The sequence below is a fragment of the Caulobacter sp. SSI4214 genome, from assembly GCF_012184455.1.
Lineage (GTDB): Bacteria > Pseudomonadota > Alphaproteobacteria > Caulobacterales > Caulobacteraceae > Caulobacter > Caulobacter vibrioides_E.
In genome coordinates this window covers 1-15,067 of sequence record NZ_SZWJ01000099.1, presented here as the reverse complement: position 1 = coordinate 15,067, position 15,067 = coordinate 1, and the positions used below count along the sequence as shown (strand labels likewise).

Annotated in this window: 14 protein-coding genes; 6 read left to right on the top strand and 8 right to left on the bottom strand. The window is 68.6% G+C overall.

Annotated elements, in window-relative coordinates; translation table 11 throughout:
- Positions 1-250: 250 nt before the first annotated feature.
- The 5 genes from FCU40_RS19850 to FCU40_RS19830 all read right to left on the bottom strand — a co-directional run bounded on the left by FCU40_RS19850 (position 251) and on the right by FCU40_RS19830 (position 6,294).
- The gene (locus tag FCU40_RS19850; RefSeq protein ID WP_168077300.1) at positions 251-1,072 is read right to left on the bottom strand and encodes a response regulator; all 822 of its coding nucleotides are present in this window, start codon (positions 1,070-1,072) and stop codon (positions 251-253) included.
- A 68-nt stretch (positions 1,073-1,140) separates the two neighbouring features.
- Positions 1,141-2,289 carry a hypothetical protein gene (locus tag FCU40_RS19845; RefSeq protein ID WP_004624722.1) on the bottom strand — a complete coding sequence of 383 codons (1,149 nt, stop codon included), beginning with the start codon at positions 2,287-2,289 and terminating at the stop codon, positions 1,141-1,143.
- A gap of 81 nt (positions 2,290-2,370) precedes the next feature.
- Positions 2,371-4,113 (bottom strand): ATP-binding protein, encoded by a 1,743-nt coding sequence (locus tag FCU40_RS19840; RefSeq protein ID WP_168077299.1) that lies wholly within the window; start codon positions 4,111-4,113, stop codon positions 2,371-2,373.
- 147 nt (positions 4,114-4,260) lie between these two features.
- Positions 4,261-5,547, bottom strand: coding sequence for an adenylosuccinate synthase (locus tag FCU40_RS19835; protein ID WP_168077298.1), 1,287 nt, complete (start codon positions 5,545-5,547; stop codon positions 4,261-4,263).
- 123 nt (positions 5,548-5,670) lie between these two features.
- On the bottom strand, positions 5,671-6,294 hold the full coding sequence (locus tag FCU40_RS19830; RefSeq protein ID WP_004624725.1) for an acyloxyacyl hydrolase: 624 nt from the start codon (positions 6,292-6,294) through the stop codon (positions 5,671-5,673).
- A gap of 148 nt (positions 6,295-6,442) precedes the next feature.
- On the opposite strand from FCU40_RS19830, the gene FCU40_RS19825 reads away from it, so the two are divergent.
- The 4 genes from FCU40_RS19825 to FCU40_RS19810 all read left to right on the top strand — a co-directional run bounded on the left by FCU40_RS19825 (position 6,443) and on the right by FCU40_RS19810 (position 11,759).
- A complete protein-coding gene (locus FCU40_RS19825) occupies positions 6,443-7,420 on the top strand; it encodes a threonine/serine dehydratase (RefSeq protein WP_168077297.1) in 978 nt (325 codons plus the stop codon).
- Between the two features lie 132 nt (positions 7,421-7,552).
- Positions 7,553-9,226: a M28 family metallopeptidase gene (locus FCU40_RS19820; RefSeq protein WP_168077296.1), complete on the top strand. Its 1,674-nt coding sequence runs from the start codon at positions 7,553-7,555 to the stop codon at positions 9,224-9,226.
- A gap of 193 nt (positions 9,227-9,419) precedes the next feature.
- A complete protein-coding gene (locus FCU40_RS19815) occupies positions 9,420-10,808 on the top strand; it encodes an L-serine ammonia-lyase (protein WP_168077295.1) in 1,389 nt (462 codons plus the stop codon).
- A gap of 201 nt (positions 10,809-11,009) precedes the next feature.
- Positions 11,010-11,759, top strand: a complete 750-nt coding sequence (locus FCU40_RS19810) for a DUF72 domain-containing protein (protein ID WP_241693661.1) — start codon at positions 11,010-11,012, stop codon at positions 11,757-11,759.
- A 60-nt stretch (positions 11,760-11,819) separates the two neighbouring features.
- Here FCU40_RS19810 and FCU40_RS19805 read toward each other — a convergent pair whose 3' ends face one another.
- Together FCU40_RS19805 and didA are read right to left on the bottom strand one after the other, a co-directional pair.
- Complete coding sequence (locus tag FCU40_RS19805; protein ID WP_168077292.1) at positions 11,820-12,821, bottom strand: dipeptide epimerase; 1,002 nt, start codon at positions 12,819-12,821, stop codon at positions 11,820-11,822.
- 46 nt (positions 12,822-12,867) lie between these two features.
- Positions 12,868-13,074: a DNA damage-induced SOS-independent cell division inhibitor A gene (gene didA, locus FCU40_RS19800; RefSeq protein WP_004620771.1), complete on the bottom strand. Its 207-nt coding sequence runs from the start codon at positions 13,072-13,074 to the stop codon at positions 12,868-12,870.
- A gap of 115 nt (positions 13,075-13,189) precedes the next feature.
- Here didA and FCU40_RS19795 point away from each other — a divergent pair, with 115 nt between their 5' ends.
- The gene (locus tag FCU40_RS19795) at positions 13,190-13,498 is read left to right on the top strand and encodes a polyhydroxyalkanoic acid system family protein (protein ID WP_168077290.1); all 309 of its coding nucleotides are present in this window, start codon (positions 13,190-13,192) and stop codon (positions 13,496-13,498) included.
- A 59-nt stretch (positions 13,499-13,557) separates the two neighbouring features.
- Here FCU40_RS19795 and FCU40_RS19790 read toward each other — a convergent pair whose 3' ends face one another.
- Positions 13,558-13,968 carry a DUF983 domain-containing protein gene (locus FCU40_RS19790; protein WP_004620776.1) on the bottom strand — a complete coding sequence of 137 codons (411 nt, stop codon included), beginning with the start codon at positions 13,966-13,968 and terminating at the stop codon, positions 13,558-13,560.
- 50 nt (positions 13,969-14,018) lie between these two features.
- Here FCU40_RS19790 and FCU40_RS19785 point away from each other — a divergent pair.
- Positions 14,019-15,067 (top strand): PLP-dependent aminotransferase family protein (locus FCU40_RS19785; RefSeq protein WP_168077288.1); only part of this gene is annotated, 1,049 nt, incomplete at its 3' end.

Sequence of the window (15,067 nt, the reverse complement as noted above, 5' to 3'; positions counted from 1 at the left end):
GGCCGGCCACGGCGACGGCCACGACCGCCAGGGCGCTAGCGCGGCGCAGCAGCGCCGCCTTGATGCGAATGCTCATGAGAAGACCCCCGAAGGCTTCGCCGCGCCCATGCGCGATCTGCTTCAGGTTGGGCTGCTATTACCGGAACATGGCCAGCACATTGCCGTTTGACGACAGTTTCATGCCGGTTCCACGTAGGAACGATGAAGGCAACAGGACGCCAGCGCCGTTCCGCGGCCTTGATGAGAATCCTTAAGCGGCGCGGCCGGCGCTATCCTGCGCCATCAAGCCCATCAGCGCGTCGATGCGCTTGATCAGCTCCGCGCGGCCCATCGCGCCGGACAGATCGGTCATGGTGGAAGCGCCCAGAGCCTCTGCCGCCTGGATCAGACGCGGGTCCCCGACCGCCTCGCCCACGCGCCGGAGTTCCGCCGCCTGGGCGGCGAGGGCGCGGCGCGCCTGGGCTGGATCGACATCCAGCGCCGCGGCGGCCGACTTGACGATGCGCAGGGCCTGGGACAGGCGCGCGGCGGGCGAACCGAGCGCGTCGGCCTTGCGCTTGCGCGGTCCTTTGTAGTCGGCGGAGTTGAAACGGCGGCGGTCCGGACCGACGTAGCCGACAGCCTCGATCCAGTCGCGCGGCTTCAGGGTCACGGCCTCCAGCCGACGCTCCAGGTCCTTGAGGTTGAAGGGCTTGCGCATGAACTCATGCACGCCGGCGTCACGGGCGCCGAAGATCGCTTCGGCGGTGGCCTCGGCGGTGCACATGATCACCGGGGCTTCGCGGCAGGGCAGATCGCCGCGTCGGATCTTACGCGTGAAAACCAGGCCGTCGACTCCCGCCTGAACGTGTTCGACGAAGATCAGCTGCGGATTGACGGCCCGCGCCATCGCATAGGCGTTTTCGGCGGTCGGCGCGGCGAAGATCTGAGCGCCCAGAGGACGCATGTGCTCGGCCAGCAACCGGGCGGTGGCCGGATTGGGATCCACGACCAAGACCCGCTGCACCCTCGAAGCAATGCGCTGAATTGTACGGGCGTTGCCGTCGAACACGAACTCGGGCTCCTGGAAGATTGATGGCCGTCACCTAGCCAAATAGTCGCAGAACGTAAAAATCCGCTTATCCGCGACGATCTTTATGGTCAGGCCGCGAGCGGGGCCGACAGGCCCGCCTCGAAGTCGGCGAAAATGTCGATGGCTTCGTCGACGTCCACGGTCAGCGAGTCGTCCTTGGAGAAACGATAACGCCAGTAGCTGGAAATATGAGAGATCACCCCGACGCGTTCCCCCAACGACAGGAACATCTCGGGCGCGCAGAGCAGGAAGTCGCGGAAGGCTTGCGGGCGGCCGTTCTCGATCAGGGCCGCGAAGGCGTCGTCATAGACCTTCATCGTGCGCATGATGGCCGAGCGCTCAAGCAGCACGCCGGCCTGCAGACGACGCCGGGCCTCATGGACATACCGGCCCGCTTCCGACTCGCGGCTCCCCGTCACCACCAGTCGGCCGATCTCCTGGCTCACGGCGGACAGTTGCGACCACAGCGTGGTCAGCACCCACTTGTAATAAAGGAAGCCCTTCCAGCTGAAGATGCCTTCCTTGAAGCTCTCGCCCTCCATGACGAGGGTGTGGCGCAGCGGCTCCAGACGTTCATCGACGTTGGTCGAGAGCAAGGCCTCCACCAGCCGCGCGGCGTGGGCGCGGCTCATGCCCGCCGCGCCCTGATACGCCAGGTCGATGAGCCGGGCGATTTCGTAGGTCACGAAACCCCTCATGCTCTCCAGGTCGGCCGGCGACAGGGCGAAATAGCAGTTGGCCACCAGCACGTCGTGGCGGCGCAGGTGCTCGCGCAGCAGAAACGGGTCCAGCGACGGAAGCATGTCGATCAGCTTCAGGGTCGCGAGATCACGGCTCATGTCCCCGGCGGCGTTGCAGCCGTCCAAGACCAGTTCGGCCCATCCGCGTTGCCCCACGAACACCGACTGACCACCCAAGCCTAGATCGCGACGGTCGAACGGAATGATAATCTTGGTCGCCGTCGGCCGCATTTCGTCGAACAGATACATGTCGTCGTGACGCAGACGATGCTTGAGAATAATGGAGGTATTCAGAACCTTATTCTTGAACAACGGAGCCTGCAGGTATTCCGGTCGCTGGGCGCTCTCGTTTTCGACCGCGATTAGGCTCAGGACACGGCTGGTAGAAGCCGTACGCTCGAGGTTGCGCAGGCTGCGAATCCTACGATCGGCCTTGTTGACCGGCTTCAACTTGCTGGACCGCGCGAATGGCGACACGAGCTTCCCTCCACTAGACAATCGGTCTTACAGTGGAGCTCGCTAACAAAAACTAACTAAAACGCGGTTCGTCGATCTTGTTCAACCAACCGTGAGCAGGGAGCGGGCTTCGGGCTCGCCCCGCGCGCACGCCGCCGCCGGACGCCGCGCCGCCGCCACCGTGGCCAGAAGGCCAGCCGGCTGGATCGGCTTGGGATGCGCGTCGTCGAACCCTCGCGCCAGCAGACGCTCGGCGTCGCCGGCCATCACATCCGCGGTCAAGGCCACCACCGGGACGTCCACTCGACCGCCCTCCCCCGCCCGGATGCGGCGCACGGCCTCGACGCCGTCCATCCCGGGCATGTGCACGTCCATCAGCACGACATCGAAGTCCTCGACCCGCAGTCGCGCCAGAGCCGCGTGGCCGTCGCCAGCCACGGCCACCAGCGCGCCGGCCGTTTCAAGGACCGCGCGCGCGACGATCTGGTTGATCTCGTTGTCATCGACCACCAGCACGCGGACGCCGCCGAGATCGAGCTTGGCGACGGCTTCTCGCGCCTTTTCCGGCGCCTCGGTCGCGCTCAGAGCCAGGGTCACGGTGAAGGTCGCGCCCTCGCCCTCGACGCTCGCGACCGAGATATCGCCGCCCATCATTCCGGCGAGACGTCGGCAGATCGTCAGGCCCAGGCCCGTACCGCCGAAGCGGCGCGCGATCGTCCGGTCGCCCTGGGCGAACGGGGTAAACAGGCGATCGCGTTGCTCGGGCGACAGGCCAGCGCCGGTGTCGGACACCGACAGCACGATTCCGCCGGCGTCGCCGGGCGCGATGTGGATCGTCACGCGCCCCGTCTCGGTGAACTTCACGGCGTTCGAGACCAGATTGCGCAGGATTTGCCGCACGCGCGCGTCGTCGCCCGCCAGCCAAGCCGGCGTCGCGGGATCGACCTCCAGGGTCAGGTCGAGACCCTTCAGGCGCGCGGTCTCGCTCCAGACCAGCGCGATCTGGGCCGCCGAGCGGCGAATGTCGAACGGCGCGATGTCCAGCTCCAACTTGCCGGCCTCGACCTTGGACAGGTCCAGCACATCGTTGAGGATGGTCATCAGGCCGTGGCCGGACTCCTCGATCATATCGAGATACTGGGTCTGACGCGCGTCCAGGCCCGTGCCTCTCAGGGCGTGAGCCAGGCCCAGAACCCCGTTCATCGGCGTGCGGACCTCGTGGCTCATCATCGCCAGGAACGCCGACTTGGCGCGGCTGGCCTCCTGGGCCTCGGCCTGGGCGTGCTCCAGCGCCTTGGCCGTCGCCCGCATGGTCCGCACCGTGTCGGCGACATAGCCGATCAGGCCCAGCATGACGACCAGCGAGACGGCGCGATCCCAGACCGTGAACCTGGGCGCGAGCAGGGTCAGGGCGACAAGGGCCGAGAACGGCCACAGGGTCATGGACAGCATTCCGCCCGGGCTGACCATCGCGTACCGCACCCCTTCGATGATCATGCCGAAGAGGATCAGGATCGCGGCGAACTTCATCGCCGCCACGCCGTGGACCGCGCTGAGCGTGGCCATGGTCGCCCATAGGCAGCCGAAGATCGCAGGCGGCGCGATGCGACGCAGCCGGATCGTCGCGAGGTTCCCGGTCGGCTTGAAGGTGAGCTGGAGATAGAAGAGCCAGCCCTCGCAGGCGAGATTAGCGGCGCCCCACAGCATCGCCGGGCGAGGACCGAAATAGAAGGCCAGCAGACCGCCGACCAGCGCCGCGGCGCTCAATCGGGCGACGCGGCTGCGGCGGCTCATGGCCAGCATCGAGCCTTCCACGCCATCGTCGAGTATGTCGAGAATCCCCACTCGCCGCCCCCCCTCCGCGGTGAATCCGGCGCATTGTGGGGGACCAAGGTTCACAAGCGTTTACCGTGCGACGGATCGCCGCGCGACGCCTTGGCGTCCGCGCGGCGCCGTATCCGGCTCGGACGGCCTGGCCCGAGCCGGAAGGTCTCAGCCCTGGAACGGATCGCGCATCAGGATGGTGTCGTCCCGCTCGGGGCTGGTCGACAGCAGGGCGACCGGCGCGCCGATCAGCTCCTCGACGCGGCGCACGTACTTGATGGCGTTGGCGTTGAGATCCTTGAACGAGCGCGCGCCGGCGGTGCTTTCGGTCCAGCCGGCGATCTCCTCGTAGACCGGGGTGGCGGCGGCTTGATCGCGAAGACCCGCCGGCAGGTAGTCGACGACCTTGTCGCCGATCTTGTAGCCGACGCAGATCTTCAGGGTTTCCAGGCCGTCCAGCACGTCCAGCTTGGTCAGGGCGACGCCGTGGATGCCGTTGATGGCCACGGACTGGCGCACCAGCACCGAGTCGAACCAGCCGCAGCGGCGGGCGCGGCCGGTGTTGACCCCGACCTCGCGGCCCACGGTCGACAGGTGCTTGCCGACATCGTCGAACAGCTCGGCCGGGAACGGCCCCTCGCCCACGCGCGTGGTGTAGGCCTTGACGATGCCGAGCACATAGCCGGTCGCCGACGGTCCCATGCCCGAGCCCGCCGAGGCTTGGCCCGCGGCGGTGTTGGACGAGGTGACGAACGGATAGGTGCCGTGATCGACGTCCAGCAGCGCCCCTTGCGCGCCCTCGAACAGGATCCGGCGGCCGGCCTTGTTGGCCTGGTCCAGCACCCGCCACGCCGGCTGAGCGTAGGGCAGGATGCGCGGGGCCAGGTCCATCAGGGCGTCGAACAGCTCTTGCGCCGAGGCCTCGGGCAGGTTCAGACCGCGCCGCAGCGCGCCATGGTGGCTGAGCAGCCGCTCGATCTTCGGCTTCAGGGCCTCGGGATCGGCTAGGTCGGCGACGCGGATGGCGCGGCGACCGACCTTGTCCTCGTAGGCCGGGCCGATGCCGCGGCCGGTGGTGCCGATCTTCTGGGTCGAGGCGGCCTCGCGCGCCTGGTCGAGGTCCCGGTGCAGCGGCAGGATCAGGCAGGCGTTGTCGGCCAGGATCAGCAGCTCGGGCGTGATGTTGACCCCCTGCTCGGCGATCTTGTCGATCTCGGTCAGCAGGTGCCACGGGTCGACCACGACGCCGTTGCCGATGACGGACAACTTGCCCTGCACGACGCCCGACGGCAGCAGGGCCAGCTTATAGACCTTGCCGTCCACGACCAGCGTGTGGCCGGCGTTATGCCCGCCCTGGAAGCGCACCACCACGTCGGCCCGGTTGCTCAGCCAGTCGACGATCTTGCCCTTGCCCTCGTCGCCCCACTGGGCGCCGACAACGGTCACATTGGCCATGATAGAGTTACGCCTTGTCGCCTGCCGGGTGACGTCGCGAGGTCCTTCGACAGGACTCGACCTCGGACGTTCGATCGATTTTGGGCGGCGACGGAGACGCGGTCAAACCAGCGCCTCGCGAAGTCAGAAGGCGTAAACCAGCCTAACCCCCGCGTCGTCAAGCCCCTGGTTCTTGCCCTGGTGGAAGATCTGGCCGTTCGACAGGTGGGTGTAGGAAAGCTCCCCCGACCAGCGGTCGTTGAACTGGTAGCCCAGCGCGAACTCCGGCTCGAACAGCACGTGCGAGCCGAACTCGATCCGGTGGTAGTACAGATAGGTGCGGCGCGCCTGCTCGTCGGGGCTCAGGCCCGGGGCGTTGGCCGGCGGCAGGCTGGCCTTGCCGTCCGTGTAGGCCAGGCCCATGCCGGGCCGCAGATAGAAGCCGCCCGGCTTGCCCAGGTCGATCTTCCAGTCGAGGCCGGCGGCCACGAAGTTCGAAGTGTTCTTGCTGTTGATCGACACCATGGCGTGGACCTGCGGCTTGCCCAGCCAGCGCAGGGTTTCCAGCTTGTTGGTGCGATAGCCCAGATGGACGTCGACGCCGTCCTCGCGCCCCGCCGCCCCCAGGCCGATGGCGCTGCCGATGAAGGTCACGTCGTGCTTGTAGACCCCGACAAAGGCTTCGCCGGCGGCGGCGGGCGCGGCGGCGGCCAGCGCGCCGCTCCCCAGCGCGAGGGAGGCCGCGACGGCGCGGATAGCGATCTTCATGGAGTCGTCCTGAACAGCAGAGCCCAAACCTATATGGACCGAATGGCGGAGCCCGCAATGGGTTTGAGATCGCCTTCCCGACGCATGGCCGCGCGCTTTCTCGGAAAAGCGGCATCCACTTTTCCGCGCGATGCTCTAGACCTGCGCCATGACCATCGCCCTCGCCGACATCCAAGCCGCCGCCGGCCGCCTGAAAGGCCTGGCCGTCGAGACCCCGCTGATCGAGAACCCGGCGCTCAACGCGCGCCTGGGCGGGCGGATCTTCCTCAAGCCCGAGACCCTGCAAAGGGCCGGCGCCTTCAAGTTCCGCGGCGCCTATAATCGGCTCAGCCAGCTGAGCGACGCGGAGAAGGCGCGCGGGGTCGTGGCCTTCTCGTCGGGCAACCACGCCCAGGGCGTAGCCCTGGCGGCCCGGCTGCTGGACATCCCGGCCCTGATCGTCATGCCGTCCGACGCCCCGAGCGTGAAGGTCGAGGCCACGCGGGGCTTCGGCGCCGAGATCCGCTTCTACGACCGCTTTACCGAGGACCGCGTCGCCATCGCCGACCAGATCGCCGCCGAGCGCGGCTGCACCGTCGTGCCGTCCTACGACGATCCGCACATCATCGCGGGCCAGGGCACGCTGGGGATCGAGATCGTCGAGCAGGCGGCCGCGCGCGGCGCCAAGCTCGACACCCTCGTCTGTTGTGTCGGCGGCGGCGGCCTGATCGCCGGGACGTCGACGGCGGTGAAGGCGCTCTCGCCCGACACGGCGATCTGGGGCGTCGAGCCCGCCGGGTTCGACGAGACCCGTCGTTCTCTGGAAAGCGGCCGGCGCGAGACCATCGACAAGGACGCCCGCTCGTTCTGCGACGCCCTGCTGACCCCGATTCCCGGCGAGATGACCTGGCCGATCAACCAGAAGAACCTCGCCGGCGGCGTCGCCGTCACCGACCCCGAGGTCGCCGAGGCCATGCGCTACGCCTTCTCGGTGCTGAAGCTGGTCGTCGAGCCCGGCGGCTGCGTGGCCCTGGCCGCGGCCCTGGCCGGCAAGATCGACCTGAAGAGCAAGACCGCGGCGATCGTGCTGTCGGGCGGCAATGTCGATCCCGAACTGTTCGCGCGCGTGCTGAAGGGCGAGATCTAGGCTCCAGCTCCTCTAGCCAGACTCTAAATCAAATACTTAGAGCGTGACTCACGCCGAAACCGGTTCTCACTTTCGGCGTCACGCTCTAGGGTCCGCGCCAACGACAAGATTTGCTCCCACATGGGGTCAGAGATGAAACGCCTTCTGCTCGCCACCGCCCTGATCGCGGCGCCCGTTCTGGCGCGTCCCTGTTTCGCGCAAGGAGCCGCCGACGCGCCCAAGATCGACCCCGCCAGGCTGTCGGCCCATATCAAGGTCCTGTCCTCGGACGCCTTCGAGGGGCGCGGCCCCGCCACGGCCGGCGAGACCAAGGCGGTCGGCTACATCATCGGCCAGATGAAGGCGATCGGCCTGACGCCCGCCGGCGACGTCGGGAAGGACGGCAAGCGCGTCTGGACCCAGAACGTGCCGCTGGGCAAGTTCGAGATCGAAGGCCCGGTGACCGCCGGCGTCACGGTCGGCGGCCAGAAGGAAGCCTGGAAGCAAGGCGACCAGATCGCGGTCCGCGCCGCCATGACCAATGTCGACGCCGTGTCGATCAAGGACGCGCCGATCGTCTTCGTCGGCTATGGCGTCAAGGCCCCCGAGCGGAACTGGGACGACTTCAAGGGCATGGACCTGAAGGGCAAGATCCTGGTCGTACTGATCAACGATCCGGACTTCGAGACCGGGGTCGGCGACTTCGGCGGCAAGGCCATGACCTATTATGGCCGCTGGACCTACAAGTACGAGGAAGCCGCCCGCCAGGGCGCCGCCGGCGTGCTGATCGTCCACGAGACGGCCCCGGCCTCGTATGGCTGGGCGACGGTCAAGAACTCCAACACCAACGTGATGTTCGACATCGTCCGCAAGGAGCCGGCCAAGACCCATCCGCAACTCGAGGCCTGGATCCAGCGCGACGTCGCGGTGGACCTGTTCAAGAAGGCCGGCCTCGATTTCGACGCCCTGAAGAAGCAGGCCCAGACCCGCGCGTTCAAGCCGGTGGTCCTGAACGGCGCGACCTTCTCGGCCGACTTCAAGGTCCGCCACCAGGTGATCGTCTCGCACAATGTCGCCGGCCGCATCGTCGGGACCAAGCATCCGAACGAGACCATCATCTACAGCGCCCACTGGGACCACCTTGGCGTCGGCGCGCCGGACGCCAAGGGCGACAGGATCTATAACGGCGCCATCGACAACGCCGACGGCGTCGCGGCCATTCTGGAACTGGCCCGCGCCTTCAAGAGCCGGCCCGCGCCCCAGCGCTCGGTGCTGTTCCTGGCCGTCACCGCCGAGGAAAAGGGCCTGCTGGGCTCGGAATACTACTCGGCCAATCCGCTGTTCCCGCTGGCCACCACGGTCGGCGACATCAATATCGACGCCCTGTCGGCGGCTGGCCCGGCCAAGGACATCGGCACGTCGGGCGACGGCAAGGTCGACCTGCAGGATCTGCTGGTCGCCAAGGCCAAGGCCCACGGCCGCTACTTCACGCCCGACCCGATGCCGCAGGCCGGCCACTTCTATCGCTCGGACCACTTCCCGTTCGCCAAGCGCGGCGTGCCGGCCATCTCGATCGGCTCGGGCGCGGACCTGGTCAAGGGCGGCAAGGAAGCCGGCATGAAGGCCGAGGAAGACTATACCGAGAACCGCTATCACCAGCCCGCCGACGAGTGGAAAGCCGACTGGGACCTGAGCGGCCAAGCCGCCGATATCGGCCTCGCCTACGAGGTCGGCGCCGACCTGGCCAACAGCCGCGCCTGGCCGCAATGGCAGGCGGGCTCGGAGTTCAAGGCCCTGCGCGACAAAACCGCCGCGCAGCGGAAATAGGCCTTTTTCGGGAGGGAGCCAGTCTCCCTTCCGACCTCCCCGGCGAAGACCGGGGCCCAGATTCAGCCTGAGCGGTTTGGGGAAGCGCGCCTTCGGCCCATACCGCTCGGCAAGCGCTCACGGGTTCGATCTGGACCCCGGCCTTCGCCGGGGAGGTCGGATCCAGAAGCCTGAGAGACACCCAGAGTACCGCATGACCGCCTCCGTCTTCGACCTGTTCAAACTCGGCATCGGCCCGTCGAGCAGCCACACCATGGGGCCGATGACGGCGGCGGTGATGTTCGTCGGCCGGCTGCGCGACGCCGGCAAGCTGGCGGCCGTCGCGCGCGTCGAGACCCGGCTCTACGCCTCGCTGGCCTTGACGGGCCGGGGCCACGCCACCGACCGGGCGGTGATCCTGGGCCTGATGGGCTTCGTCCCGGCCGAGCTTGATCCCGACGTCGGCGAAGCGGCCCTGCTGGAGAGCCAGGCCACGCAATCGCTGAACCTGGGCGGCGACCACGCCATCGCGTTCGACGAGGCCAAGGACATCGTCTGGCTGGGCCACGAGCGCCTGCCCCAGCATCCCAACGGCCTGACCTTCACCGCCTTCGACAAGGCCGGCGCGGCCCTGGCCGAGCGCACCTATTTCTCGGTCGGCGGCGGCTTCGTCCGCGACGAGAGCGAGATGGGCCGCAACGCGCCGCCCGAGGAAGGCCCGGCCGTCCCCTTCCCGTTCGAAAGCAGCGCCGACCTGCTGGACCGCGCCGCCGAGGCGAATCTGTCGATCGCCGGCGTCATGGCGGCCAACGAGCGCTCGCGGATGAGCGAGGAGGCGATGAACGCCGGCCTCGACCGCATCTTCGCGGCCATGGAGGCCTGCATCGATCGCGGGATGCGCCAGGACGGCGTCCTGCCCGGCGGCCTGACCGTCAAGCGCCGCGCCCGCCAGATCCACCAGACGATCCAGGGCCGGATGGAGCGCCAGATGAGCGACCCGCTGGCGGCCATGGACTTCGTCAACCTGTGGGCCATGGCGGTCAACGAGGAGAACGCCGCCGGCGGCCGCGTCGTCACCGCCCCGACCAACGGCGCGGCGGGCCTGGTGCCGGCCGTGCTGCGGTTCTTCGTGCGGTTCCACAAGGGCACGCCCGAGCAGGTGCGCACCTTCTTGCTGACCGCCGCCGCGATCGGCGCGCTCTACAAGATGAACGCCTCGATCAGCGGCGCCGAGGTCGGCTGCCAGGGCGAGGTCGGCGTGGCCTGCTCGATGGCCGCCGCCGGCCTGGCCGCCGCCCTGGGCGGGACCAACGCCCAGATCGAGAACGCCGCCGAGATCGGCATGGAGCACAATCTGGGCCTCACCTGCGACCCGATCGGCGGCCTGGTGCAAATCCCCTGCATCGAGCGCAACGCCATGGGCGCCATCAAGGCCATCGACGCCGCGCGCCTCGCCCTGCTGGGCGACGGCCAGCATTCGGTGTCGCTCGACAAGGTCATCGCCACGATGAAGCGCACCGGCGAGGACATGAACGAGATCTACAAGGAGACCTCGATGGGCGGCCTGGCGGTGGGCCTGTCGGTGAACCGGGTGGAGTGCTGAGAGAGGCTAGGTTCCTCCCCCGCGTCGCGGGGGAGGTGGCCCAGAGGGCCGGAGGGGGCTAGCTCGGCCTTAGACGGCGCCCGCCCCCTCAGTCGCTCCGCGACAGCTCCCCCGCGTCGCGGGGGAGCATCTGCTCGGCGCTTGCCGTTCGCGCTCCTTTTGCTACGGTGCGCCACAGGAACATCAAGGGAACATCCGCGCATGGGCAAGATCCGAACCGGCATCGGCGGCTGGACGTTCGAGCCTTGGCGCGGGACGTTCTATCCCGAGGATCTCAAGCAGAAGGACGAGCTGAAATACGCCGCGTCCAAGCTGACCAGCATCGAGATCAACGGCACCTACTATTCGACCTTCAAGCCCAACAGCTGGCAGAAGTGGCGCGACGAGACGCCCGACGACTTCGTGTTTTCGGTCAAGGCCAGCCGGTTCTGCACCAACCGCCGGGTGCTGTCGGAGAACAACGACTCGCTCGAGAAATTCCTGTCCCAGGGCCTGGAAGAGCTTGGCCCCAAGCTTGGCCCGATCAACTGGCAGTTCATGGCGACGAAGAAGTTCGATGCGGCGGATTTCGAGGGTTTCCTGAAATTACTGCCGAAGGACCTGAAGGGCCTGCGGTTGCGCCACGCGCTGGAGGTTCGCAGCCCGACCTTCGCCTGCCAGGAATTCTATGACCTGGCCGCCAAGTACGGCGCGGCCATCGTCTACGCGGTCGACGACGAGGAGCCGACCTGGCCCTGCATCGACCAGCCGACCGCCGACTTCACCTATGCAAGGCTGATGTCGAGCAAGGCCGACGAGCCCACGGGCATGAGCTCGGAGGAGCTGGACGGGGTGGTGACGCAGGCCCGGACCTGGGCCGAACGCGGCGACGTGTTCGCCTACTTCATCGCCGGCGCGAAGGTGCGGAACCCGGCGGCGGCGATGGCGCTGATCGAGAAGCTGGGAAGGTAGGCGCGGTCCTATTCCCCCTCCCCCAAAAGGGGGAGGAAAAAAGAAGCGCAACGTGGCGCCCTACAGCCAAAGCCCCTCGGCTGGCGCCGCGTCGCCCCAGAAGCCCGGTCGCGGCGGCGTGATCCGGCCGCGCGCCACGCGCAGGCCGCCCGGGTGGTCGATCGCCAGCCACCAGGGGCCGTCCAGGTCCGCGAAGTCGCTCGCGCCCGCCAGATGCAGGGCCGGGGCGACGCCGAGCGACGAGGCGACCATGCAGCCGGTCATCAGCTGGAAGCCCAGGCCCTTGGCCGCGCGCAGCATCGACACCGCCTCGGTCAGGCCGCCCGTCTTGTCGAGCTTCAGGTTCACCGCCTGGTAGCGGCCGCGCAGCGCCGCCAGGTCGCCGCCGACATGCACCGACTCGTCGGCGCAGATCGTGAACGGCGGGTCCCAGCCCTCCAGCGCCTGGTCGGCGTCGGCCGGCAGCGGCTGTTCGACCAGGGCGATCGGCAGGTCGGCCAGCAGAGGCTTCAGGTCCTTGAGGATCGCGAAGGTCCAGCCCTCGTTCGGATCGACGATGAAGCGCGAGTCCGGCGCCGCCGCGGCGACGGCGCGCAGGCGCGCGGCGGGGTCCTCGGCCGACAGCTTGATCTTGATCAGCGGCGCGTCGGCGACGGCGCGAGCGGCCTGCGCCATCGCCTCGGGCGTATCCAGGCTGACGGTCACGGCGGTGACCAAGGCGGGCGGAATCGGCAGGACCGTGGCGCTCGCGACGCTGACGCCGGTGCGACGGGCGTTCAGGTCCCACAGCGCCAAGTCGAGGGCGTTGCGGGCCGCGCCGGCGGGCAGGGCGTCGCGGGCGGCCTCGACATCCGCGCTGGCCAAGGCCGGCGCCAGTTGGGCCAGCACGCTCTCGACGGTCTCGCCATAGCGCCCGTAGGGCACGCTCTCGCCCCGTCCGACGACACCGTCGGCCGAGGCCGTCACCTCGACCACGTCGGCGGTCGTCTTGACCCCGCGCGAGATGCGGAACGGGGCCTTCAGCGGGTGGGAGACCGGGCGGGCGGAAACGACGATCGGCATGGGACAGGCATGGCGCCGTTCGCGGCCTCCGACCAGCCCTCCGCGCTCACCAGCCCCAACGGCGGGGAATCGGCGAGTCGGCGCGGCGCTCGGCCATCACCTTCAGCGCCAGGGGTCGGTCGACGACGAACAGGGCCAGCCAGACCAGCAGCACGCCGGCATAGTGGATCGCGCCCAGGACGCCGCCCGGACGGCCCGGACGGGTGAAACGGCGTCGCGCGGCGAAAGGCTGGGTCATGGCGAAGTCGGTCATGTCGGCGTCCTCATCTGATACGGCGACCTTGGCCTTCGCATACGCCAGATTCGGACGTATAGAACCACGGCCGTCGCGGCCGCGTTTCGTCGGGACAGCGCTTCAGGAGGACACCATGGCCAAGACCGTCAGCATCAACATCCCCCACCGCCTGGGCGCGGCCGAAGCCCGCCGCCGGCTGGAAGAGGGTCTGGCGCAGCTGGCCGGACAGATCCCCGGCGGCGACGCCAGCCGCTTCACCCAGAGCTGGGCCGGCGACGTGCTGAACTTCTCGGCCGTGGCCATGGGCCAGACCATCACCGGCGTCGTCCAGGTGCTGGACGATCACGCGCGTCTGGACCTGTCCTTGCCGGGCCTGCTGGGGATGGCGGCCGGCAAGATCAAGGACGAGCTGAACCGTCGCGGACAGGCGCTGCTGACCTGAAGCCCGTCTGGTTTGGATCGAACCATCCAAACCCGATAAGCAGGCTTTAAATCCAACCGTCAGAGCCGCCGGGGGTCGTAGTCGTGGCGGCCCAGGCTCTCGAAGCGGCCTTCCTCGGCCTTGTTGATATATTGCGAGGCGACCAGCCAGGCCTTCACCGGACGCAGCGTCGCCAGGCATCCGATGATCAGGGCCGGGAAGGTGGTGACGAAGTGCACCCAGACCGGCGGCTGGTACATGATCTCCACCCAGGCGAAGACGGCCGTGACCACGATGCCGACGCCGCTCATCACGAAGAAGGCCGGGCCGTCGGCCGGGTCGGCGAAGCCATAGTCCAGGCCGCAACGGTCGCACTTCGGCGCCAGCTTCAGGAAGCCCGCGTACAGCTTGCCCTCGCCGCAGCGCGGGCAGCAGCACTTCAGGCCGGCCTGAATGGGCGTCGGCGAGTCATAGATGTCTTGGTCGGCCATCGGAGGCCCCTTCCTACAATCGCGTTATTGATCCATACATTACGCGAATAATGTATGGATCTCCTTGGATGCCCGCAACTCAGGGATCACCGAATCCGGCCGCCGCGTGGCTGCGCCGCGTCGCTAGCGCCGATGGCCCCGCCTATCGCCGGATCGCCGCCGCCCTGGAGGCCGCCGTGGCCGAGGGCGAGCTGCAGGCCGGCGATCAGATCCCAGCCCAGCGCGAGGTCGCCCGTCTTGTCGGAATCGACTTCACGACCGTCACCCGCGCCTACGCCCTGGCCCGCGAGCGCGGCCTGATCGAGGGCGCGGCCGGGCGGGGCACCTTCATCCGCGCCCGCACCGGCGAGGACGAGGCGGGCCTGGTGGATCTGTCGATGAACCTGCCTCCGCCGCCGGCCGGGCTGAACCTGGCCGCCCTGCTGCGCGAGACGACCGGCGCGATCCTGGCCCGCACCGACCCGGCGACGCTGATGGCCTATCACCCCGGCGCGGGCTCGCTGGCCCAGCGTCAGGCCGGGGCGGCCTGGCTGGCGCCCGTGCTCGGCGAGGTCGATCCCGGCCGGGTCATCGTCACCAGCGGCGCCCAGACGGCCCTGTCGGCCCTGCTCGACCATCTGGCCGCGCCAGGCGAGACGATCATCGCCGAGGCCTTCGCCTATCCGGGCCTGCTGGCCACCGCCGCCCGGCGGGGCCTGAAGGTCGTGGCCTGCCCGCTGGACGACGAGGGCCTGTCGCCGGACGCGCTGGCGCGGCTGATCGCGGAGCATCACCCGCGCCTCGTGTGCTGCACCCCGACCTTTCAGAACCCGACGGCGGCGACCATGAGCCGCTCGCGACGTCAGGCGATCGTCGAGGTCGCCCGCCGGGCCGGGGTGATGATCGTCGAGGACGACGCCTACGGCCTGCTGCCCTTAGAGCCGCTTCCCGCCCTGGCGAGCCTGTGGCCCGAGGGCGTGTTCCATGTCGCGACCACCGCCAAGGCGCTCTCGCCCGGCCTGCGCCTGGCCTATATCGTCGCCCCGCCCGGACGGGCCGAGGGCGCGGCGGAGACCCTGCACGCGGTCGCCCAGATGCCCGCGCCGCTGATGGCGGCGGT